The organism is Collimonas sp. OK242 (genome assembly GCF_900107095.1).
Lineage (GTDB): Bacteria > Pseudomonadota > Gammaproteobacteria > Burkholderiales > Burkholderiaceae_D > Collimonas.
The window spans coordinates 1-21,518 of sequence record NZ_FNOR01000026.1 but is presented as its reverse complement, the minus strand read 5'-3'; the positions used below and the strand labels follow the sequence as shown (position 1 = coordinate 21,518).

The following is a 21,518-nucleotide window of genomic DNA, read 5'->3' as shown; positions in this document are numbered from 1 at the left end:
TTTGCCGCCATAAAAAACCCGCGTGCGATGCGGGTTTTTTATGGGCTGGCGCAGCAGCCTGCTTTATGCCAGCACGCGCCGCAACCAGTTACCGATATCGGCAACTTCTTCCGCACACACCGAATGCTGCATCATGTATTCATGCCATTCGACCTGGTAGCCGAGTTGTTTCAGGAAGTCGCGCGATTTTTCGGCGCGGTCGACCAGCACCACCGGGTCGGCACGGCCGTGGGCCTGGAAGATCGGTGTGTGCTGGTTGGCGGCATTCCGCTCCGCATCGGTCTTGTCGCTCAGCGGCAGGTAACCGGACAGGCACATCAGGCCGGCCAGCTTTTGCGGGTAACGCAAACCGGTTTGCAGCGCCATCGCGCAACCTTGGGAAAAACCGGCGACCACGATTTTGTCGGCCGTAATCCCGAGCGCGATCTGCTGCGCGATCAGGGCTTCGATCTCGATCTGCGATTTGCGCAGGCCGGCTTCGTCTTCGCGGCGGGTCAGGTCGGTGGCCAGAATGTCGTACCAGGCTGGCATCACGTAGCCGTTGTTGATGGTCACCGGTATCGCTGGCGCACTCGGGAAGACGAAGCGGATGCCGGGGCAGCCGCTCAGATCCAGTTCTTTCACGATCGGCACAAAATCGGAGCCGTCGGCGCCCAGGCCGTGCATCCAGATGACGGCGGCGGTCGGTGTTTCGGAGGTAGAGATTTCCAGGGTTTCGAGAGTGCTTGACATGAGGTGTTCCGGATATAGGTGGTGGATGATTAATCGATGCCGGCTGCCGGCTTATTTTGACGCTTGTGACGGGCTTCTGAAGCAGAGTCCGACGATATCGGCGGCGTTGGCTTTTTGCTGCCAGGCCGAAACCTGGCTTCTTGCAGCGCTGCGCAGACTGTCTTGTATCTCTTGCGCAGGCGTCAGATTCAAACTCATTTTATGTTCGCGCATGCTGGCGTAATTGCTGGCGATGCGATCCTTGACCTTGTTCCAGGAGCTGGCTGCGGTACGTTTGGCGGCTTCGCTCAGTATCGCTTGCTGTTCCGGTTTCAAGCGCTGCCAGACATCCTGGTTGATGACGGTGTAACTCAGCGGAATCGCGTAGCTGACAGCGCTGAAATTGCCGAGCTGTTCCCACAAACGGTTGCCGGCGCCGCCGTCGCCTGATGACAGTACCGCATTCAACTCGCCGGCAGCCAGTTTGGGCGGAACCGCCGAAAACGGCAGATTCACGCTTTGCGCGCCGACTTGCGCAAATACAGCACGGCTGTTTTCGTCGTAGGTGCGAATCCGCAGCGCTCGTAAAGACGCCAAGTCGGTCAGCGGCGTTGCCGACCAGATGCCGGACGGCGGCCATGGCGTGACGTACAGCAGATGCGCATTGAGTTTGCTCAGATGCTGCTCAAGCACCGGCTGCGAGCAACTGGCAAGCGCCTCGGCATCGTCAAAATCATTTACCGTGAACGGCAGCGAAGATAGCAGGAAGAAGGGATCGCTGGCGCCGATGATGCCGGCAAACAGCGTGGCCATTTCGACCTTGCCGTCGCTCACTGCGCTGACCTGGGCGCTGCCCTTGAACGGATTCTGTGCTTCCTGTTCGGTGCTGATGGCGAGCGTGTCGCCGGCCAGTTGTTTGACACTGGCGGCAAATTGCAGGTCGGCAACGGCGGTGATCGACGTTGCCGGATATTCGTTGATCAGGCGCAGGGTCTGAGGCTGAGCCAATGAGGGCGGGTTCAGCGCCAGCGTCAATATCGGCAGTAATGAGATTTGGGCAAGGCGAGGCTTGGAAAAGACCGTTGGCAACATGGATGCTGTTCGCTGAAAGAGTTAGGCGAAGAGGGATTTATGCGGGCTTGATCGCCGATTTCGGCCGGAACGCCTTGCAGACGGCTTCGTTGGTCTCAATGTAGGGACCGCCGATCAGGTCGATGCAGTAAGGCAGCGCAGCGAAGATGCCGGACACTTTCTGCTTGCCGTCGGCATCTTTCAAGCCTTCCAGGGTTTCCTTGATGGCCTTCGGTTGCCCTGGCAAATTCAGGATCAATGCGGCGTGATCGGCGCTTTCGCGTATCACCGCGACTTGCCGCGACAGGATCGCGGTGGGAACGAATTGCAGGCTGATCTGCCGCATCTGTTCGCCGAAGCCGGGCATTTCCTTGGTGGCGACCGCCAGCGTTGCTTCCGGCGTCACATCGCGCCGCGCAGGGCCGGTGCCGCCGGTGGTCAGCACCAGATCGCAACGATGTTGATCTGTCAACTCAATCAGAGTTTGTTCGATCAGCGCGCGTTCGTCGGCGATCAGGCGGGTTTCGACTTGCCAGGGACTGACGAGCGCCGCCGCCAGCCAGTCTTGCAGGGCAGGGATGCCTTGATCCTGGTACACGCCGGTGCTGGCGCGGTCCGAAATCGAGACCAGGCCGATTTTCAAGCTTTGTCCAGGACTAGTTGTGCTCATCTTGCTGGTCTTCGTCGTCCTGTTCGCCATCTTCCTGTCCGGCGGCAGGTTTCTGCAGCTGTTTCAGCAGCTGGAAAATTTCGCGATAAGCCTTGGGCGGCTTGTTCTCGGCCTGTTCCTTGCGGCCATTGCGGATCAGGGTGCGGATGTGCTGCACATCCAGTTCCGGATGCTGCGCCAGCAGTTCGGTCAGCGCGCTATCGTCCTTCAGCAGACGGTCGCGGTGGCGTTCCAGCGCGTGCATGGCGGCGGTATCGGCTTTCGATAAGCCTCTCCAGCTATCCAGGGTTTTCTGGATTTCGGCGATTTCGTGCGGCTCCAGCGTACGCATCTTCTTGCCTACGTACTGGGTCTGGCGGCGGCGTCCTTCGTGATCCTTGATTTGCTGGCATTCGAGGATGGCGTCGCGCACATCTTCCGGCATCGGCACCCGCTTGACGCGGTCGCGCGATTCGGCAATCAGCTCTTCGCCGAGCTTCTGCAATGCAGTCATCTCGCGCTTGAGCTGGGACTTGGAGGGACGATCGTATTCTTGTTCGAACTCGCTGGACTGAAAGCCGCAGGAGCCCCGATTGGGATTTGGCATGATGTTAAGGGTACTTCCATACTGTAAACGACTGCTATGATAACCGTTTTATACCTTATTCGAAGAAAACCGACCCATGAGCGACTCCGTATTCATACATAGCCAAGAGCAATTGCAACAACTTGCGCAGGACGTTTTGCGCTATGCACGGGAAAAAGGCGCTTCCGGCGCCTCCGTTGAAATCAGCGAAGGCAGCGGTTTGTCGGTGGGCGTGCGCAAGGGCAGCGTCGAAACCATCGAGCAAAACAAGGACAAGGGCATGGGCGTCACCGTCTATCTGGGCGAGGAAGGCCATACCCGGCGCGGCAATGCCAGCACCTCCGATTTTTCGGCAAAAGCGCTGCAAGACACGGTCGAAGCAGCGTACAACATCGCCCGCTTTACCGCCGAGGACGATTGCGCCGGCTTGCCGGATGTTGATACTTTGGAAATGCATCCGCTGGATTTGAAGCTGTGCTCGCCATGGCTGATCTCTGCCGAAGAGGCGGTGGAACTGGCAAAACGTTGCGAAGCGGCAGCATTTGCCGTCGATAAACGTATCACCAACAGCGAAGGCGCTGGCGTCTACGCCCAGCAATCGCACTTTGTCAGCGCTAATTCGCGCGGTTTCATGGGCGGCTATCCATTTTCACGGCACACCATCTCGGTGGCGCCTATCGCTGGCAAGGGCAGCAAGATGCAGCGCGACGACTGGTATTCATCGATGCGCGATCCGCAGCAGCTGGCCAAGCCGGAAGCGATCGGTCGTTATGCGGCGGAGCGCGCATTGGCGCGGCTGAACGCGCGTCAGCTGGATACCCGCAAGTGTCCGGTGCTGTTCGAGGCGCCGCTGGCGGCAGGCTTGCTGGGCGCTTTCGTGCAAGCCGTGTCGGGCGGCGCGCTGTATCGCAAGTCGACCTTCCTGCTGGATTCGCTGGGCAAGCCGGTGTTTGCGCCGCATATCCAGATTGTGGAAGATCCGCACATCATCGGCGCGGTGGGTTCGGCGCCGTTCGATGAAGAGGGCGTCAAGACGCAGCGCCGCGACGTGGTCAAGGATGGCGTAGTGCAGGGCTACTTCCTGTCGACCTATTCGGCGCGCAAGCTGGGCATGAAAACCACCGGCAATTCCGGCGGCTCGCATAATCTGAGCATCACTTCTTCGCTCACCAAATCTGCGGATGATTTCAAGGCGATGCTGAAGAAGCTCGACACCGGCTTGCTGGTGACCGAGCTGATGGGGCAGGGCGTCAACTACGTCACCGGTGACTATTCGCGCGGCGCTTCCGGTTACTGGGTTGAAAAAGGCGTGATCCAATACCCGGTCGAGGAAATCACGATTGCCGGCAACATGAAAGACATGCTGGCGCAAATCGTTGCGATCGGCGCCGATACGCTGATTCGCGGCACCAAGCAAACCGGCTCGGTGCTGATTGAAAGCATGACCGTGGCCGGGAACTGATCGGGAGCGTCCCGGCACTCTGCGTCAAGCGGTTTTAGCGGTATCCGGAGCGGTATCCGGAGCAGTATCCGACACCTCCTTCGTGGAGGTGTTTTTTTGCCTCCATCGTTTGCATTGTGTAAATATCAAAAAAAGCAAGCGCTTGCGCAAGCGCTTGCTTTCGTCTAGTATTGATCGCAAATCAGGTCGTTGGAACTAGTTCGGCTTTGTCCGGCAGTTGCGCTACCTAGGTAAAAAACCAAGACGCAAGGAGACAAATGAACATCCCGCATCGCACAGAGGCGCTACGGCCTCATTCCGCACTTCCATCAAAAATTGAGATTGAGCGATCGCTCCGGTCATCAATTTCGAAACTGCCGATACGCGTATCTCGTTAGCCGGTTCGCAATATTTGCATCCTGTCACGCAAGCTGTTTTTCCATGCAATCGTTTTTATCAAAATGATTGATCGGTCAAATTTAGGGGCTATTCATGAAACCTGAATCAGGCGCAACACCCATTCTCGAGATGCGCGGCATTTCCAAGACCTTCAGCGGCTTGAAGGTACTGAAAGAGGTCGACCTGACCGTGTTTGCCGGCGAAGTCCATGCCTTGATGGGCGAGAACGGCGCCGGCAAGTCGACGCTGATGAAAGTCCTGTCGGGCGCCCATCAGGCCGATGCCGGCGGCGAGATCCGGATCGACGGCCAGCGCGTGGCCAGCTACGGTCCGCGCGCCGCCAAGGAGCATGGCGTCGCCGTCATCTATCAGGAGCTGAGCTTGTGTCCGAACCTGAGCGTGGCGGAGAACATCTATCTCGGCCGGGAGTTGCGCGGGCGCAGCTGGACCGTCGACCGCAAGGCGATGGAGGCGGGCTGCATCGATGTATTGAACCGCCTGGGCGCCGATTTCAAGCCGCAGACCAAGGTCAGCACCTTGTCGATCGCCGAGCGCCAGCTGGTGGAAATTGCGCGTGCGATCCATGCCCACGCCAGGATCCTGGTGATGGACGAGCCGACTACGCCGCTGTCTTCGCGTGAGACTGATCGTTTGTTCGCACTGATCAGGCAGTTGCGCCAGGAGGGTTTGGCCATCGTCTATATCAGCCATCGGATGGCTGAAATCTACGAGCTGTCGGACCGGGTCTCGGTACTGCGCGACGGCAAGCACGTCGGCATGCTGGCGCGCGAGGACTTGTCGGCCGAGGCGCTGGTGAAGATGATGGTGGGGCGCGATCTGTCCGGTTTCTACAAGAAGGAACATGCGCCTTACGATCCTGGCAATGTCGTCATGCGGGTGCGCGATATGGCTGATGGCGGGCGGGTTCGAGGCTGCAGTTTCGATCTGCATGCGGGCGAAGTGCTGGGCATCGCCGGCCTGGTCGGCGCCGGCCGTACCGAATTGGCGCGTCTGATTTTTGCTGCCGATCCGCGCATTTCCGGCACGCTTGAAGTGGCCGGCAAAGCGGTGACTTCACTGCGTGGCCCGGTCGATGCGATCCGCGCCGGCGTGGTGTACCTGACCGAGGATCGTAAATCGCAGGGCCTGTTCCTGGACATGAGCGTACGCGACAACATCAATGTCTGCGCTTGTGTGCCTGACGCCAGTTATGGCGGCGTGCTGGATCGCCGGCGCGGCGCGCAACGTGCCGGCGAAGCCATCAAGTCGCTGGCGATCCGGGTTGCCTCGCCGAATATCAACGTCGGTGCGCTGTCGGGCGGCAATCAACAAAAAGTATTGCTGGCGCGTCTGCTGGAAATCAAGCCGCATGTGCTGATCCTGGATGAGCCGACGCGCGGCGTCGACATCGGCGCCAAGTCAGAGATCTACCGGATCATCAACCAACTGGCGCAAGCCGGTATCGGTGTGGTGGTGATTTCCAGCGAGCTGCCGGAAATCGTCGGTACCTCGGATCGCGTACTGGTAATGCGTGAAGGCGAGCTGGTGGCGGAGCTGGGCGGTCATTCGGGGCGTGAAATCAGCCAGGAAAACATTATCGAACTGGCCACCGGCGCTCAGCAGGTCGAACCGCAAGCCGCCTGAATGCACAGCATATTGACATCATGAATCAGAATAGCAAGGAGACAAACATCATGGAATTAGCAAGTAATAGCGCCGCCGTTGCAGTCGGCAAGCGCGAACAAATGCGCAATCTGTTACGCACGGTCGGCATGTTGCCGGTGCTGCTGTTGCTGGTCCTGGGGTTTGCCCTGATGAGCGAAAACTTCTTCACGGTGCAGAACCTGTCGATCATCAGCCAGCAGGCTTCGGTAAATATCGTCCTCGCCGCCGGCATGACCTTTGTGATCCTGACTGCCGGCATCGACTTGTCGGTCGGTGCGATCCTGGCGGCGTCGGCAGTGGTCGCCATGCTGGCTTCGCTGTCGCCGCAATTCGGCATGCTGGGGATTGCCGCCGGCATCGGTTTCGGCCTGTTGCTGGGACTGGCCAACGGCGTGCTGATTGCCTTCATGCGGCTGCCGCCGTTCATCGTCACGCTCGGCGCCTTGACCGCGATGCGCGGCCTGGCGCGTCTGCTGGCGGATGACAAGACCGTCTTCAACCCGGAATTGCCGTTCGCATTTATCGGCAACGATTCGGTGCTGGGCGTGCCGTGGCTGGTCATCATCGCCTTGCTGGTGGTGGCGCTTTCCTGGTTCATCCTGCGCCGCACCGTGATCGGCGTGCAGATCTACGCGGTTGGCGGCAATCACGAGGCGGCGCGCCTGTCGGGGATCAAGGTGTGGAAGGTGCTGCTGTTCGTGTATGCGGTATCGGGCTTGCTGGCCGGCCTGGGCGCGGTGATGACGGCCTCGCGCCTGTCTGCCGCCAACGGCCTTCAGCTGGGGCAATCCTATGAACTGGATGCGATCGCCGCGGTGATCCTGGGCGGCACCAGCTTCACCGGCGGCGTCGGCTCCATCGGCGGCACCCTGATCGGTGCGCTGATCATCGCGGTACTGACCAACGGCCTGGTGCTGCTGGGCGTATCCGATATCTGGCAATACATCATCAAGGGCATCGTGATTATCGGCGCGGTGGCGCTTGACCGCTATCGGCAATCTGGCGCGCGCACATAAATTTTATAAATAAGCTTAATAAATCGATTAACAGACCGCTCGGCGCGACAAGCTGGTCGTCGCGCCGGGATTTTCATATGACCAGCAACAGGAGATAAGTGCATCATGAAAAAAATCGCTCTCGCGGCATCGGTATTACTTCCGCTCACTTTGGCCCTGACCCTGTCGGCTCCGGCCCAGGCACGTGAACTGAAATCGGTAGGCATCACCGTCGGTTCGCTCGGTAATCCCTATTTTGTGACGCTGGCCAACGGCGCCAAGGCAAAGGCGCTGCAAATCAATCCCGGCGCCAAGGTCACTGCGGTGTCGGCCGACTATGATCTGAGCAAGCAGTTTACGCAGATCGATAATTTCATTTCAGCCGGGGTCGACCTGATCTTGCTGAACGCCACCGATCCGGTCGCCATCGAGCCGGCCATCAAGAAGGCGCAGAAGGCGGGGATTGTGGTGGTGGCGGTGGATGTCGGCGCCAAGGGCGTCGACGCCACGGTACAGACCGACAACGAAATGGCTGGCCGGCTGGCCTGTAAATACCTGGTCGACAAACTGGGCGGCAAGGGCAACGTGATTATCCAGAACGGGCCGCAGGTCACTGCCGTGATCGACCGGGTCAAGGGTTGCAAGACAGTGTTCGCCGCAGCGCCAGGCATCAAGATATTGTCCGACGACCAGGATGGCAAGGGTTCGCGCGAAGGCGGCCTGAATGCCATGCAAGGCTATCTGACGCGCTTCCCGAAAATCGACGGCTTGTTCACCATCAACGATCCGCAAGCGATCGGCAGCGATCTCGCCGCCAAGCAGCTGAAGCGCAAGGGCATCGTCATCACTTCGGTCGATGGCGCACCGGACATCGAAGCCGCGCTGAAGTCGGACACCTCGATCCAGGCTTCCTCCAGCCAGGACCCTTGGGCCCAGGCGCAGGATGCGGTTGCCATCGGCTATGACATCCTGAACGGCAAACGCCCGGCCAAGCCTGTCGTGCTGCTGACACCGACGCTGATTACCCACGATAATGTCGCTACTTATAAAGGCTGGTCCAGCCAGCGGTAATGGTGGTGCGGCGGCTGCCGCAGCGGAGGTATTCGCGGCCGCCGGTTTAAAGCATAAAAAAGGGGACGAAAATTGGCTACGATGGATGATGTCGCAAGAATCGCGAAGGTATCTACTTCGACGGTCTCGCATGTCTTGAACGGCACGCGCAAAGTGCGGCCGGCGACCGTACTTGCAGTGGAAGCGGCAATCCGGGAGCTCGGCTACATACCGAATACATTGGCGCGCTCGCTGGCGCGCTCGACATCGAACACCATCGGCGTGGCGATTTCCGCGCTCTCCAATCACTATTTCAGCGAAACCGTGCACGCCATCGAAACCGAATGCGCCAAGCACGGCATCATGATGCTGTATGTCGATACCCGCGACGATCCCGAGCAAGAGCTGCGCGCGGTCAAGGCGCTGCATCATCGGCGGGTTGACGGCATCCTGCTGGCGCCGTCCGCCGATCCGCAGCACCTGGCGCTGGAGTACCTGCGCGCCAACGAGATCCCGGCGGTGCTGGTCGACCGGCTGGTGGCGCAGGGCTTCGACCAGGTCGGCGTGGAAAACAAGAAATCGTCGCAGGAACTGGTCAGCCACTTGATCCAGCATGGGCACCAGCGCATCGCACTGATTTCCGGCAGCGTGGGCCTGCCTACCACCGATGAACGGATTGAAGGTTATCGGGCCGCGCTGGATGCCGCCGGCCTGCCGTTCGACCCGGCGCTGCAGGTCAGCGGCGAATCCAGCAGCGAACCGGCGCGGCAGGCAACCCGCCAGCTGCTGGCGCTGGCAGAGCCGCCGACAGCCATCATGACCGCCAATAACCTGATGACCATCGGCGCCATGCATGCCTTGCGCGACGCCAAGATTGATGTGCCGGAGCAGATCGCCCTGGTCGGTTTCGATGATTTCGACTGGGCCGATTTCTTTATTCCGCGCCTGACCGTGATGGCGCAACCGGTCAAGGAATTGGGAGCGCGGGCGGTCAAGCTGTTGCTGAAGCGGATTGAAACGCCTGAAGGAAAAAAGCAGACGGTACGGTTGGCGCCGACTCTGCGCATTCGTAATTCCTGCGGCTGTCTTTGATACCTTCCTGATTTGAACCTGCGTTAGAAATTTGGAATTTTGCAAATGGATATTTATGGCTAGTCCCATCTCGCTCGGGATAGATCTCGGCACTTCGGAACTGAAGGCGGTATTGCTGGATGACAGCGGTACGGTGCTGACGCATGCCGGAGTCCGGCTGAGCATCGCGCGGCCGCAAGCCGGCTGGTCCGAGCAAAACCCGGAGGACTGGTGGCAAGCCTGCCTGGCGGCCTTGCATCAGTTAAGACAGCAGCAGCCGGATGCGTATGCCAGAGTCCGTTGCATCGGCTTGTCGGGGCAGATGCATGGGGCCGTGTTGCTAGGCCAAGGCGACCAGGCGTTGCGTCCGGCGATACTCTGGGACGATGCGCGCGCCATGGCGCAGGCGCAATGGCTGGGCCGTGAGCATCCCGAGTTCGCCGATATCACCGGCAGCTTGCCGATGGCCGGCCTGACCGCTCCCAAGCTGCTATGGCTGCGCGAGCATGAGCCGCAAGTATTCAGCCGGATTTGCTGCGTGTTGTCGCCCAAGGATTATCTACGCCTGCGCTTGACTGGCGAGCGCATCAGCGACGTCTCCGACGCCGCCGGTACGCTCTGGCTGGATGTGCGCAAGCGCGGCTGGTTCGAACCCATGCTGCAAGCGACCGGGCTTACGCTGAAGCAGATGCCGCAGCTGGTGGAGGGCTCGGCGGCGTCGGCTGACTTGAGTGCTTCTGCGGCATCGTTATTGGCGTTGCAGCAGCCGGTGCTGGTGGCTGGCGGCGGCGGTGACAATCCGGCAGCGGCAGTCGGCATCGGTGCGATCGACGCCGGCCAGGCCTTTGTCACGCTCGGCACCAGCGCCGCTATTGTCGCCGTTACCGACCGGGTGGCCGGCAATCCGGCTAGCGCCGTGCACAGCTTCTGCCACGCGCTGCCGCAGCGCTGGTACACCATGGGCGCGATGCTGGCCGGCGCCAGCTGCCTGCGCTGGGTTAGCCAGTTGCTGGGGCAGGCCGATGAACAAGCCTTGCTGCAGCTGGTGGAGCAGCGTTTGCCGATTATTCAGCCGGTGCCTGCGGCGATACCCCTATTTTTGCCCTATCTTGCCGGCGAACGCACGCCGCACAACGATCCGCTGCTGCGCGGCGGATTCATGAATCTGGCGCATGACACGACGCCGGCGATGCTCGGCTACGCGGTGCTGGAAGGCGTCGGTTTCGGCCTGCTCGATGCGATGCATGCGGTGCAATCGGCAGGGGCAGCGGTCGGCCAGTGTGCGCTGGTCGGCGGCGGGGCACGCAGCAACTATTGGGCGCAATTGCTATCGAACATCCTCGACCGGGAGATTTGCACCTTGTCGGGCAGTGAATTCAGCGCCTGCATCGGCGCCGCCAAGCTGGGTTTCCTGGCGCTTGGATGCGGCCGCGAATTGCCGGGCCAGGGCATGCCGGTAAAGGCACGCTTCATTCCTGCTGTCGCCCAGCAGGAGACGCTGCAAGCGCGTTACCAGAAATTCCGCGGATTGTTCGCGGCGGCGCAAGCCTTGCATGACTGAATTCTTGCTAATTATTTAATCTATTTTCTACAAGGACATGAACCATGAATCAGCTGGACCAGCTCAAGCAATACACGACAGTAGTGGCCGACACCGGAAATTTCAAACAGCTGGCGCAATTCAAGCCGCGCGACGCCACCACCAATCCATCGCTGATCCTGAAAGCAGTCCAGCAAGCCGAATACGCGCCGTTGCTGGCGGAAACAGTCGCGGCCCATGCCGACAGTGCGCTGGACCAGATCGTCGATCGGGTGCTGGTGCGGTTTGGCCTGGAGATTCTGCAAGTGGTGCCGGGCCGGGTGTCTACCGAAGTCGATGCGCGACTCAGTTTCGACACGGCCGCCACGGTCGCTCGGGCGCGCCGCATCATGGCTTTATATGAAGCTGCCGGTATCGGCCGCGAGCGCGTGCTGATCAAGATCGCCTCGACCTGGGAGGGAATTCAGGCCGCAGCTATTCTGGAACGTGAAGGCATCCGTTGCAACCTGACCTTGCTGTTTGCATTCTGCCAGGCGGTTGCCTGCGGCGCCGCCAAGGTGCGCCTGATCTCGCCTTTCGTCGGCCGCATCTACGACTGGTACAAGAAATCAGCCGGCAGCGCCTGGGACGAATCCGCCAACACGCTCTCGAACGACCCTGGCGTCAGGTCGGTGGCGCAGATCTACAGTTATTACAAGCGCTTCGGCATTGAAACGGAAGTAATGGGCGCCAGTTTCCGTAACGTCGGCCAGATCGCCGCGCTTGCAGGTTGCGATCTGCTTACCATCAGTCCTGATTTGCTGGCGCAACTGCAGGCGAGCGACGCCGCCTTGCCGCGTGCGCTGGATAAGAACGCTGCCGCTGGCGCCGGCTTGCAAGCTGTCAGCTACGACGAAGCGAGTTTCCGCTATGCGCTCAATGAAGACGCCATGGCTACCGAAAAACTGGCCGAAGGGATACGCGGCTTTGCCGCCGATGCGGTCAAGCTCGACAAGATCATCGAGGGTTTGCTTGCATCGGCGCGCATTTTAGCTTAGGCCGCCTGCGGCACCCTACGAGGCTGCGTCATTCCCGCGAACGCGGGAATCCATTTTAATCAGTAAGTTGGATTCCCTCACCTTGGTGTCCGCGTTCGCGGAGATGACGGAATTTTTAGACTTTCGCCTTAAGCTTAAGCTGCTTGTGGCAAGTCGTCCTCCAAGGCTTGCTGGCGCCAGCGCCAGCCCAGCAACGCCAAAGCCAGCAGGGCGTGCAGCGCTGCTATGCCAAGCATGAGCCAGCCATTGCCGATATGCAGAGGCATGAAGAATATGGCCAGGGCGTTCAATCCCATCAGCTTGCTCAGGAACGGCAGCAAACCGTTGATGAGCGCCAGGTACAGGATGGTGGTGGCGCCGACCCGCTTGCTCTTGCCGGAAAAAGCGAAGAACAGGTAGACACAGCAATCGCGTAACAGCATCAGGGCCAGCGTCAGAGTCAGGAAAGAAAGACTGGCAATGGTTGCCGGCAAGCTGAATGGCAAGTCTGCGCCGTTACCGAACTGCAGCAGCAGCGCAAAACAGAAACTCAAGACCAGCGTGGTCGGCCAGATTGGCAAATTGCGGAACAGGCCATGCCAATCGCCGGCCTGCGCCCGGGCCACGACACGTTGCCAAAGCGCGATGTCGTTTTCTTCCGAAAATAGCGCCGCATAGGTCATGGCCACTGAGAGCAACAGAGCTATCCACAGCAGCCCGGCGCCGTCGTAAAAACCGGCAATATAGACTGCCAGCAGACAGCAAGCCAGCGGCCAGGCCCAGGGGATGGTGGTGATTTGCAGTGCGCTGCTCATGCTGCGCCATGCCGCAAATACGGCGAAGATGGCGAAGAATACCGTGCTGGCCGCCAGAAACGACCTGTAGTAAAACACCTGACCCCACCAAACCACGGAACTATCGGCGACGGAGCGGAAGGATGGCATAAACACGTAGGCGATCAGCACCACCGCCCAGGCGATGCCGCCGCGTTGTACTGCGCGTACGTCGCTACGCATCAGATGCAGGTTGAAGGCCATAGTCGCCGCATGCATCAGGATGCCGAGCGCCACCAGCGTCAAGCCGTCGCTCAAGATCATGCTGCGCTCGCGCGCCAGCGCGGCAATCACGAATGCCAGCAGGCAAAGAAGGCCGCCATACCAGTTGAAGGCAGTGGCGCCGAACAGCTTGCCCCAGGTCATGGTCCATGGGGTGAGTGCGCTCATACGCTGCTGGTCCCAGGTCTTGTCGCGGATTTCTTCGATGATGGCGTTGCTGGCGTTGCGAGTTCCCCACAGGAAGATGATGCCGACGAATAGGATGACGGCCACGCTGTCCAGTGCTATGCCGCTGGAAAAATTTTTACTGGCGATGTTGAGCGTGAAAAAAATCAATCCCAAGATGGCCGGCATGGCGATCAGGCGATGCGGGGAGAATTGCAGCCACAGGTTACGCTTGAATTCAGGATTGATCATGATGCGCTCCTGGCGGTTTGTCCGTTATTTTCATAGCTGGCGACTGAGCGCAGATACGATTGCTGCAGGTTTTCCTTTTGATCGGCGTAGCTGGCAACCGTCAATCCGCCGGCTATCAGGCGCGCCAGCAATGCCGCCTGGGCGTGCTCGTCGCCGCTGAAGATGAAATCGGCGCTACGCTCGTCGCTGGCGCTTATCTGCACCGACGGCTCGGCGGCCAGTTGCGCGCGCAAGCCGGGATTGGCTTGAGCCAGGGTGATCCGCAGCGATTTGTGCCGAACGAGTTCGGTGCTGTCGTGCGCCAGCGCGCGATATTCCAGCACTTTGCCATCGCGTAGTGCCAGCATATGGGTCGAATATTCATCCAGTTCCGCCAGGATATGCGACGATACCAGCAGCGTCATGCCCTGCGCTTGCAACTGCCGAAACAGTCCGGCCAGGCTGGCGCGCGCTTCCGGGTCGAGGCCTGACGCCGGTTCGTCCAGCAGCAGGATTTTCGGACCGTGAATGATGGCCTGGCCGATGGCGACGCGCTGGCGCAAGCCGCGCGACAGCTTGTCGCAGGTCTGTTGCAGGCGTTCTGTCAGTCCCAGCTGCTGCGCGGTAGTCTGGATCGCCTGCGGGATCGCCGCTGCCGGCAAACCTTGGGCGGCGGCCGCGTATTCAAAACATTGCGCCACTGTCAGCGCTTGATACAAGCCATAGAAATCGGACAGGTAACCCATGATCCGATGTACTTCACGCGGCTGTTCCAGCACATCCATGCCAGCCACGCTGATCGAACCTGAGAGCGGTGTTTCCAGGCCCGCAATGCAGCGCATCAGCGTGGTTTTGCCGGCGCCGTTGGAGCCGACCAGCGCGGTCACGCTGCCAGTCTCTACCTGCAGGCTGACCTGATGCAAAGCGCGGTGACCGGGGTAATCGAAGGTAAGGCCGGAGATTTTTATCATGAGGTTGAATCAATCAATTAGTCAGTCGATTAGGTGACGTGGGGAGGTATGATGGCAATATAAGTCGCTAATAATAAAGCAATGTGCGACACATTGCGCCGCGCAACATCGTGTATCGAACCGTGGCTAGCTGCTGCCAAATGATTCACCTGCTTCGCTGGCGCGGCAACTCCGCTTAAATAGCGGGTTCATCTACGGGAGATTGTTATGCACGCCAAGCAGCTGTTTTGACCGAGGCCTACCGATGCCTCCGTGGCCGGTGCTTGCATATTGGATTCGGTAATGCAGTTAAAGCAGACAAGTGGTTGGCTGGTGTTGGGTAGCGTGGTGATGTTGAGTGCGTGTAGTTCCGTCGTGACCGAGGGCAGTTCGGCAGCGGCCGGTATCGGTCTCGGCATGCAAGCAGCGACGAAGTGTGGAAATGGGCGCTGGCCGAACCTGCGGTGGAACGCTGGGGCAGCCTGTAGTAACTGCTTTTTTACCAGTGGCCGGCCAGCATTAAAAAGCCCGGAATCCAGCACGAAAAAATCCCGATTATCGCGGTGATGGGGCCGAGGGAGCGGATGCTTTTTTGAAGCGCCATAGCCAGGAAAAATAGGAACCACAGCGCGCCCCATGCCAGCCACATCACGGTAGAACGGATATCCTGGCTCACGGCCAGCCACGCCATCGGCAAGGTATTGATGGCGACAAACAGGCAATACCAGCCTAAACCTCTGCCGTTCATGCCTTTCCATTGCACCGCCGCCAGATACAGATAGGTGAATGCAAACAGCAGGCCAGTCGCAGCACTGAGGTAACCGGCATTGTCGACGCTGCGGACCAGGCCCAGCAAACTGATGAACAGCGCCAGGATGCCGACCAGAAAATTGAAGACGGCGTTTTCACGCGCCTCGATGCGGCCGGTCAAGCCGACGCCATTGACGACTAGCACCGCGCCGATGAACAGGAGAGCAATGCCCAACATGGTTTATTTCCTTCTGCAAGACTATCGATGGTTTTGTCGGATTTTCCGAACTTGCAGGGAAGATACCCGATTCACCTATATGCAGGTGTGTCGGAAATGCATAAGGCCAATATGAATATTGGCCTTGAATTTGATCGCCACATAGGATTAATGCGGAGTTTAATGCGAGGATGGCATAGACGGGCAGGTCAGCCCCCCAGATACGCTTCCAGCACCTTGGGATTGTTCAGCAAGTTGCTGCCGCTGTCAGCCAGCACGATCTTGCCGGTTTCCAGTACATAGCCGCGCTGGGCGATGCGCAGCGCTTGCCGGACGTTTTGTTCGACCAGCAGAATCGTCAGGCCGGTGCGGTTGATTTCCTTGACGATGCGGAAAATCTCCTGCACCAGCAATGGCGCCAAGCCCATCGACGGTTCATCCAGCAATAGCACACGCGGCTTGGCCATCAGCGCGCGGCCGATGGCCAGCATCTGCTGTTCGCCGCCGGACAGATTGCCGGCCAGGCCATCCTTGCGTCGTTGCAGCACAGGGAACAAGGAATACACCCAGTCCAGATCCTTGCCGATCTGCGCCTTGTCCTTGCGGGTGTATGCGCCCAGAGCCAGGTTTTCGGCGATGCTCAGGGTGGTGAGCGTGGCGCGGCCCTCGGCTACCTGTACTACGCCGCTCTGGACGATCTTGTGCGGCGCCAGCCTGGTCAGGTCTTGCTGATTGAACAGCACCTGGCCGCGGCTTGGTTTCAGCAGGCCGGAGATGGCGAGCAGGGCAGTGCTTTTGCCGGCGCCGTTAGCGCCTACCAGCGCGGTGATTTCGCCTTCATTGAGCGTCAGGTCGATGCCTTTGACCGCCTCGATATGGCCGTATGAAACCGCCAGGTCCTGCACTTGCAGAATCGGTGTCTTGTTCATGTTCGCTGCGGCCTTCATTCTGCGTCTTCCTTACCCAGGTAGGCTTCAATCACCTCCTGGTTATTCTTGATCTGATCGGGGCTGCCTTCGGCGATGATGCGGCCGAAGTTGAGCACCGCGATGCGGTCGCACAGGCCCATCACGAAACGCATGTCGTGCTCGATCATGAAGATGCTGAAGCCGCGCTGCTTGATGTTCAGGATCTCCGTCATCAGCTCGGTTTTTTCGGCGGGATTCATGCCTGCGACCGGCTCGTCGAGCAGCAACAGTTTCGGCTTGGTCGCCAGCGCCCGGGCGAATTCCAGCTTGCGCTGCTCGCCGTAGGAGAGGCTGTCGGCCAGCATCTGCGCCTTGTGATCCAAACGCACCCAGGACAATAATTCCAATGCCCGCTCGCGTGCCTGGGCTTCGATCTTTCTGAAGCCGCCAAGATTGAGCAGCAGGCTGCCGAAGCCGTAATGCATATGATCGTGCATGCCGACCACGACGTTTTCCAGCAAGGTCATTTCCTTGAACACGCGGATGTTCTGGAACGTGCGGGCGATGCCGCGTTCGGTAATCTTGTGCGCTGCGACCTTGCCGATGTCCTGGCCGTCGAATTCGATCGCGCCGCCGGAGGCGCGCAGCAAACCGGTGATCAGGTTGAAGACGGTGGTCTTGCCGGCGCCGTTAGGACCGATCAGGCCAAAGATGCCGCCTTGCGGGACATTGAAGTTGACGTCTTGCAAAACCTGCAGGCCGCCGAAGTTCTTGCTGATGTTTTTGAGTTGCAGCATTAGCGGTTTCCTCCAGCCTGCGCCTTGCGCTGGAAAAATGCGCGGGTCAAGCTTTGAATTCGGCGCGGATCCCAGATGCCCTTCGGCAGATACAGGATCACCAGCACCAGGATCAAGCCGTTGACGACCGACCGATAGCTGTTGAAATCGCGCAGCACTTCCGGCAGCAGCGTCAGCACCATGCCGCCTAGGGTCGGGCCGATCAGGGTGCTAGTGCCGCCGAACACGGCCATGGTCAGGATCTCGACGGCGTTTTCGAAAGCATAGTTGCCGGGGCCGATGGTGAAAGTGTAGTGGGCGTTGAGGCCGCCGGCCACGCCGGCAATGGCGGCGCCGACGACAAACGCCAGCAGCTTGTAGCCGGCGACATTGACGCCCATCAGGCGCGCCGCAACTTCATCTTCCTTGATGGCTTCGAAGGCGCGGCCGATTTTCGAACGGCGGATGCGCGCCAGGATGTACAGCGTAAGCGCCAGCAGCAACACGATGTGCCACCATTCGGTTTTCAAGGGAATGCCGTTCAGGCCGAGCGGGCCGCCGGTGATATCCATGTTGAGCACCACCACTCTTACCACCTCGCCGAAACCGAGGGTCGCCATCGCCAGATAGACGCCGGACAGGCGCAAGGTTGGAATGCCGATGATCAGCGCCACCAGCGCCGGCAATGCGCCGCCGATGGCCAGCGCCGCCGGAAACGGCAGGCCGGTCTGCATGCTGATCAGCGAGGCGGCATAAGCGCCGATGCCCATGAACGCTGCATTGGCCAGCGACAGCAGGCCGCACGACAGGGTGACATAAATCGAGAGCGCCAGCATGGCGTTGACGCCGAGGCTGAAAATGACGGTGTTGTAGGTAGACCAGAAACCATCCCACCAATCCAGGAAGCCGGCAGCGCCGACCGTTGTAAGCAGTTCGCTCATGTCAGGCCTTCCTTTCCAGTACTTTGCCAAACATCCCGGAAGGCTTGACCAGTAAAATCAGAAACAGCAATCCGAACCCCACGGCGTCGCGGAAATCGCTGGAAATATAGGCTACCGTCAGCACCTCGGCGAAACCGAGGAACAGGCCGGCAATCATGGCGCCGCGAATGTCGCCCATGCCGCCGAGGATGATGACGGCGATGCCTTTGTGCAGCATCGGCTGGCCCATGAACGGCGTGATCGCGTTGAACGACAGGCCGACCAGCACGCCGGCGGCGCCGCCCAGGGCGGCGGCGGCGAACGAAGTCAGGTAGAACAGCCCTTCGACATTGATGCCGAGCAGGTATGCTGCTTTCGGCGATTCGGCAATCGCGCGCAAGGCACGGCCGAGCTGGGTGCGGCGCATGACCGCCAGCAGCACCAGCATCAGGATGAAGGAAATCAGGACGATGCCGATTTGCACCGCGGTGACATGCAGATGGCCCCAGTTATAGCTGTCTTCCGGAATGGTGCCAACCGGGAAACGCTTGTTTTCGGCGCCAAACAAACCTTGCGCCAGGCTGGTAAGGATGGTGGCGACGCCGATGGTGGCGATCATCGGCGCCAGATGCGGAGCGTTGCGTGCGCGCAGCGGCTTCAGCACCAGATAGTCGACCAGCAGCCCGATCAGCCCCGACGCCAGCATCGCCGCCAGCATCGCCAGCCACAGCGGCAGCGCCAGATGTTCCACCAGCAGCAACGCCGCGTAGCTGCCCAGCATGAAAATGGCGCCGTGCGATAAATTGATCACGCCCAGCACGCCGAAGACCAGCGTGAAACCCAAGGCAAACAGCGCATAGACGCTGCCCAGCGAAAGGGCGTTGATGAGTTGTTGTTCAAGCATGGAGTTTTTTTCTAAAAATCAGCCGCAAATGCAGTTAATTGGGGTCGGAGTTTTTTTACGACAGTTGTATCGTCGTAAATTACTCTGACCCCAATTAACGGACCACGGAGTACAAAATTCTGCAGTGGATCCGATGTTCTGGTTGGCGCAACTGCCGCCATTCTTTCTCCGGACGCCGTTAATAGGGGACAGAGTAACTCGTCGCACGGCGGCGACTCGTAAACTCTGTCCCCTATTAACTCTGTTACTTCAGCAATACGAACTTGCCACCCTTGGCAATATTCACAATCGCTTCCTGTTGCGCGTCATAGCCGACTTCCTTGCCGGTTACCGGCGGCGCCTTGCGGAATGCGAATTTGCCGGTGGCGCCTTCGATCTTCACTGCCGGCAGAGCCTGTTGCAACGCAATCCGGTCCTTGTCAAGCGCACCGCTCAGCTTGACGTTCTTCAAGGCGGCGGCAACAACGTGCAAAGCATCATAGGCTTGCGCAGCGAACTGATCCGGATCGCTGCCGAACTTGGCTTTGTAGGCAGCGATGAATGCCTTGTTGGCCGGCGTCAGGTTCTCGGACGACCATGGACTGCCCATGATGGTGTCGTCGCCGGCGCCCTTGGCGATATCAAACAGCTTCGGCGAGTTCAGGCCGTTGCCGCCGATGAACGGCTGCTTCATGCCCAGCGCGCGGGTTTGCAGGATGATGTTGGCCGCTTCTTCAGTCAGGCAGGAGCAAACGATGGCGTCTGGATTCGACGCTTTGATCTTGGTCAGCTGCGCCTTGAAATCGACGTCGCCCTTGGCATACGCTTCAGTGGTGGTGACCGCAATCTTCTGGTCCGCCAGGGTGCCCTTGAAAACATCGTAGCCGCTCTTGGTGAAAGCGTCATCGTTACCGTAGATGATGGCGACTTTCTTGATGCCGAAATGCTTGACCGCGGCACGTGTGGTGACCGGCAGAACGTCGGCTTCCATGACGGAGTTGCGGAAGGTGAACGGGCCCATGGCAGTGATGCCGTCGGCGGTATTGCTGGTGCCGAACGCCACTACTTTGGCGGCATTGGCGATCGGGTCGGCAGCGAATGCCGAGTTGGACAGGGTAGGCCCGAATACCAGCAAGGCCTTGTCCTTGAAGATCAGTTTCTTGAAGACATTGATCGCTTCTTCTTTTTTGCCTTGCTCGTCTTCGATGATCAGTTGCAGCTTGTTGCCGTTGACGCCGCCGGCAGCGTTGACTTCATCGGCGGCCAGCGCAAAGCCGTTTTTAATGGCGACGCCGTATTTGGCGGCTGGTCCGGTCAGCGCCGCGGCCAGGCCGAGCTTGACGTCGGCCGCATGCGCGGAGCTGCCCAGGCCGGCGGCAAGCATCAGCAAAGGGAGTGTTTTCAAGAGTGTGTTGACTCGCATTTATAAATCCTCCAGGTACCGTTTTTTTGAGCGACGACTTACCACGTGTCTCCAGGCAGCAGCGGACAGCGAGCAGCTGCTGCCGAAAAGCATTATGAAGTAAGAAATCAGCTAGCGTTTTTATTTCGGAGCGTGCTGGGTGGACGCACCAAAAGTGAACAAAGTATAAGGGATTTTCGGTCAGAAATTCCTGGCGCTCAAATTGCTCACAAGCCAGGTAAAGCGGATGTTTTACGCGGAGGTGTTGCGACTTTTGGTCGATTATGGCGAGTTGTTGCGCGGTTTTCGCATATTATACTCGGCGTTCGGGTGTTGCGCTGGCGACGTTATGCCAAATTGGCATCATGGGAAACATTGCGCATCCCATGATGCTAAAGATGGAATCAAGCCAGTTGCTGATGCAGATGCTGGATTGCCAGGCGTACCTGGCGCGGCGCGGTGCCGCCGATATGATCGCGCGCCGCCACCGAGCCTTCCAGTGTCAGCACCGCAAAAATGTCATCCTCGATCAAGGGCGAGAATGCGCGCAATTGATCCAGCGACAGATCGCTCAGGTCGCAAGCCTGGTCGACGCAGCTGCGCACGGCGCGCGCCACGGCTTCATGGGCGTCGCGGAACGGCAAGCCTTTCTTGACCAGGTAGTCGGCCAGGTCGGTGGCGGTGGCGTAGCCTTGCAGGGCGGCGGCGCGCATGGCTTCCGGCTTGACGCTGATGCCGCGCGCCATGTCGGCAAAGATGCGCAGCGTGTCGGTCAGGGTATCGACGGTGTCGAACAAGGGTTCCTTGTCTTCCTGGTTGTCCTTGTTATAGGCCAGCGGCTGGCCCTTCATCAGGGTCAGCAAGGCAATGAGATGGCCGTTGACTCTGCCGGTCTTGCCGCGCGCCAGTTCCGGCACGTCGGGATTTTTCTTCTGCGGCATGATCGAGGAGCCGGTGCAGAAGCGGTCGGCGATGTCGATGAAGCCGATGCGCGGGCTCATCCAGATCACCAGTTCTTCCGACATGCGCGAGATGTGGGTCATCACCAGCGCGGCGGCGGCGCAGAA

At 59.5% G+C, this 21,518-nt stretch carries 20 protein-coding genes and 1 pseudogene; 7 read left to right on the top strand and 14 right to left on the bottom strand.

Annotated elements, in window-relative coordinates; all coding sequences use genetic code 11:
* Positions 1–63 precede the first annotated feature (63 nt).
* From BLV81_RS21685 to yjgA, 4 genes are read right to left on the bottom strand one after another with little or no spacing between them, the layout of a single operon-like run.
* A complete protein-coding gene (locus tag BLV81_RS21685) occupies positions 64–732 on the bottom strand; it encodes an alpha/beta hydrolase (RefSeq protein WP_092359993.1) in 669 nt (222 codons plus the stop codon).
* Between the two features lie 51 nt (positions 733–783).
* Positions 784–1,803: a TRAP transporter substrate-binding protein gene (locus BLV81_RS21680; protein WP_092359992.1), complete on the bottom strand. Its 1,020-nt coding sequence runs from the start codon at positions 1,801–1,803 to the stop codon at positions 784–786.
* Positions 1,804–1,840: 37 nt separating this feature from the next.
* The gene (gene mog, locus BLV81_RS21675; protein ID WP_092359991.1) at positions 1,841–2,452 is read right to left on the bottom strand and encodes a molybdopterin adenylyltransferase; all 612 of its coding nucleotides are present in this window, start codon (positions 2,450–2,452) and stop codon (positions 1,841–1,843) included.
* On the bottom strand, positions 2,439–3,038 hold the full coding sequence (gene yjgA / locus BLV81_RS21670) for a ribosome biogenesis factor YjgA (protein ID WP_092359990.1): 600 nt from the start codon (positions 3,036–3,038) through the stop codon (positions 2,439–2,441). Before yjgA ends, mog begins: the two co-directional genes overlap by 14 nt.
* 76 nt (positions 3,039–3,114) lie before the next feature.
* Between yjgA and pmbA the strand changes: the two genes are divergently transcribed.
* The 7 genes from pmbA (at position 3,115) to tal (ending at position 12,215) form a co-directional block, all read left to right on the top strand.
* Positions 3,115–4,479, top strand: coding sequence for a metalloprotease PmbA (gene pmbA / locus BLV81_RS21665; RefSeq protein ID WP_092359989.1), 1,365 nt, complete (start codon positions 3,115–3,117; stop codon positions 4,477–4,479).
* Positions 4,480–4,950: 471 nt separating this feature from the next.
* Positions 4,951–6,501: a sugar ABC transporter ATP-binding protein gene (locus tag BLV81_RS21660; protein ID WP_092359988.1), complete on the top strand. Its 1,551-nt coding sequence runs from the start codon at positions 4,951–4,953 to the stop codon at positions 6,499–6,501.
* Positions 6,502–6,551: 50 nt separating this feature from the next.
* Positions 6,552–7,538 (top strand): ABC transporter permease subunit, encoded by a 987-nt coding sequence (locus tag BLV81_RS21655; RefSeq protein WP_092360011.1) that lies wholly within the window; start codon positions 6,552–6,554, stop codon positions 7,536–7,538.
* Positions 7,539–7,640: 102 nt separating this feature from the next.
* A complete protein-coding gene (locus BLV81_RS21650) occupies positions 7,641–8,588 on the top strand; it encodes an ABC transporter substrate-binding protein (protein ID WP_369823920.1) in 948 nt (315 codons plus the stop codon).
* An 81-nt stretch (positions 8,589–8,669) separates the two neighbouring features.
* Positions 8,670–9,659, top strand: coding sequence for a LacI family DNA-binding transcriptional regulator (locus BLV81_RS21645; protein ID WP_255365415.1), 990 nt, complete (start codon positions 8,670–8,672; stop codon positions 9,657–9,659).
* Between the two features lie 67 nt (positions 9,660–9,726).
* Positions 9,727–11,199, top strand: coding sequence for a xylulokinase (xylB, locus tag BLV81_RS21640; protein ID WP_369823919.1), 1,473 nt, complete (start codon positions 9,727–9,729; stop codon positions 11,197–11,199).
* A 44-nt stretch (positions 11,200–11,243) separates the two neighbouring features.
* The gene (gene tal, locus BLV81_RS21635; protein ID WP_092359984.1) at positions 11,244–12,215 is read left to right on the top strand and encodes a transaldolase; all 972 of its coding nucleotides are present in this window, start codon (positions 11,244–11,246) and stop codon (positions 12,213–12,215) included.
* A gap of 134 nt (positions 12,216–12,349) precedes the next feature.
* On the opposite strand, the gene BLV81_RS21630 is transcribed toward tal, so the two are convergent.
* The 10 genes and pseudogenes from BLV81_RS21630 to argH all read right to left on the bottom strand — a co-directional run.
* Positions 12,350–13,666 carry a hypothetical protein gene (locus BLV81_RS21630; RefSeq protein WP_092359983.1) on the bottom strand — a complete coding sequence of 439 codons (1,317 nt, stop codon included), beginning with the start codon at positions 13,664–13,666 and terminating at the stop codon, positions 12,350–12,352.
* A complete protein-coding gene (locus BLV81_RS24505) occupies positions 13,663–14,208 on the bottom strand; it encodes an AAA family ATPase (RefSeq protein ID WP_369823918.1) in 546 nt (181 codons plus the stop codon). Before BLV81_RS24505 ends, BLV81_RS21630 begins: the two co-directional genes overlap by 4 nt.
* Positions 14,197–14,538: pseudogene (locus tag BLV81_RS24500) on the bottom strand (ATP-binding cassette domain-containing protein); the annotation flags it as partial. The gene BLV81_RS24505 and the pseudogene BLV81_RS24500, both read right to left, overlap by 12 nt.
* 556 nt (positions 14,539–15,094) lie before the next feature.
* Positions 15,095–15,583, bottom strand: a complete 489-nt coding sequence (locus BLV81_RS21615; RefSeq protein ID WP_092359980.1) for an AmiS/UreI family transporter — start codon at positions 15,581–15,583, stop codon at positions 15,095–15,097.
* A gap of 188 nt (positions 15,584–15,771) precedes the next feature.
* On the bottom strand, positions 15,772–16,509 hold the full coding sequence (locus BLV81_RS21610) for an ABC transporter ATP-binding protein (RefSeq protein WP_092359979.1): 738 nt from the start codon (positions 16,507–16,509) through the stop codon (positions 15,772–15,774).
* Positions 16,506–17,267: an ABC transporter ATP-binding protein gene (locus BLV81_RS21605; protein ID WP_092359978.1), complete on the bottom strand. Its 762-nt coding sequence runs from the start codon at positions 17,265–17,267 to the stop codon at positions 16,506–16,508. Before BLV81_RS21605 ends, BLV81_RS21610 begins: the two co-directional genes overlap by 4 nt.
* Complete coding sequence (locus BLV81_RS21600) at positions 17,267–18,187, bottom strand: branched-chain amino acid ABC transporter permease (RefSeq protein ID WP_092359977.1); 921 nt, start codon at positions 18,185–18,187, stop codon at positions 17,267–17,269. Before BLV81_RS21600 ends, BLV81_RS21605 begins: the two co-directional genes overlap by 1 nt.
* A 1-nt stretch (position 18,188) precedes the next feature.
* Complete coding sequence (locus BLV81_RS21595) at positions 18,189–19,070, bottom strand: branched-chain amino acid ABC transporter permease (RefSeq protein WP_092359976.1); 882 nt, start codon at positions 19,068–19,070, stop codon at positions 18,189–18,191.
* A gap of 244 nt (positions 19,071–19,314) precedes the next feature.
* Positions 19,315–20,472 (bottom strand): ABC transporter substrate-binding protein, encoded by a 1,158-nt coding sequence (locus BLV81_RS21590; RefSeq protein ID WP_092359975.1) that lies wholly within the window; start codon positions 20,470–20,472, stop codon positions 19,315–19,317.
* 383 nt (positions 20,473–20,855) lie between these two features.
* Positions 20,856–21,518 (bottom strand): argininosuccinate lyase (gene argH / locus BLV81_RS21585; RefSeq protein WP_092359974.1); only part of this gene is annotated, 663 nt, incomplete at its 5' end.

Coding starts and splice junctions, on each gene's coding strand:
- BLV81_RS21685 (WP_092359993.1), bottom strand. CDS start 732: ATGTCAAGCACTCTCGAAACCCTGGAAATCTCTACCTCCGAAACACCG.
- BLV81_RS21680 (WP_092359992.1), bottom strand. CDS start 1,803: ATGTTGCCAACGGTCTTTTCCAAGCCTCGCCTTGCCCAAATCTCATTA.
- mog (WP_092359991.1), bottom strand. CDS start 2,452: ATGAGCACAACTAGTCCTGGACAAAGCTTGAAAATCGGCCTGGTCTCG.
- yjgA (WP_092359990.1), bottom strand. CDS start 3,038: ATGCCAAATCCCAATCGGGGCTCCTGCGGCTTTCAGTCCAGCGAGTTC.
- pmbA (WP_092359989.1), top strand. CDS start 3,115: ATGAGCGACTCCGTATTCATACATAGCCAAGAGCAATTGCAACAACTT.
- BLV81_RS21660 (WP_092359988.1), top strand. CDS start 4,951: ATGAAACCTGAATCAGGCGCAACACCCATTCTCGAGATGCGCGGCATT.
- BLV81_RS21655 (WP_092360011.1), top strand. CDS start 6,552: ATGGAATTAGCAAGTAATAGCGCCGCCGTTGCAGTCGGCAAGCGCGAA.
- BLV81_RS21645 (WP_255365415.1), top strand. CDS start 8,670: ATGGATGATGTCGCAAGAATCGCGAAGGTATCTACTTCGACGGTCTCG.
- tal (WP_092359984.1), top strand. CDS start 11,244: ATGAATCAGCTGGACCAGCTCAAGCAATACACGACAGTAGTGGCCGAC.
- BLV81_RS21630 (WP_092359983.1), bottom strand. CDS start 13,666: ATGATCAATCCTGAATTCAAGCGTAACCTGTGGCTGCAATTCTCCCCG.
- BLV81_RS21615 (WP_092359980.1), bottom strand. CDS start 15,583: ATGTTGGGCATTGCTCTCCTGTTCATCGGCGCGGTGCTAGTCGTCAAT.
- BLV81_RS21610 (WP_092359979.1), bottom strand. CDS start 16,509: ATGAAGGCCGCAGCGAACATGAACAAGACACCGATTCTGCAAGTGCAG.
- BLV81_RS21605 (WP_092359978.1), bottom strand. CDS start 17,267: ATGCTGCAACTCAAAAACATCAGCAAGAACTTCGGCGGCCTGCAGGTT.
- BLV81_RS21600 (WP_092359977.1), bottom strand. CDS start 18,187: ATGAGCGAACTGCTTACAACGGTCGGCGCTGCCGGCTTCCTGGATTGG.
- BLV81_RS21595 (WP_092359976.1), bottom strand. CDS start 19,070: ATGCTTGAACAACAACTCATCAACGCCCTTTCGCTGGGCAGCGTCTAT.
- BLV81_RS21590 (WP_092359975.1), bottom strand. CDS start 20,472: ATGCGAGTCAACACACTCTTGAAAACACTCCCTTTGCTGATGCTTGCC.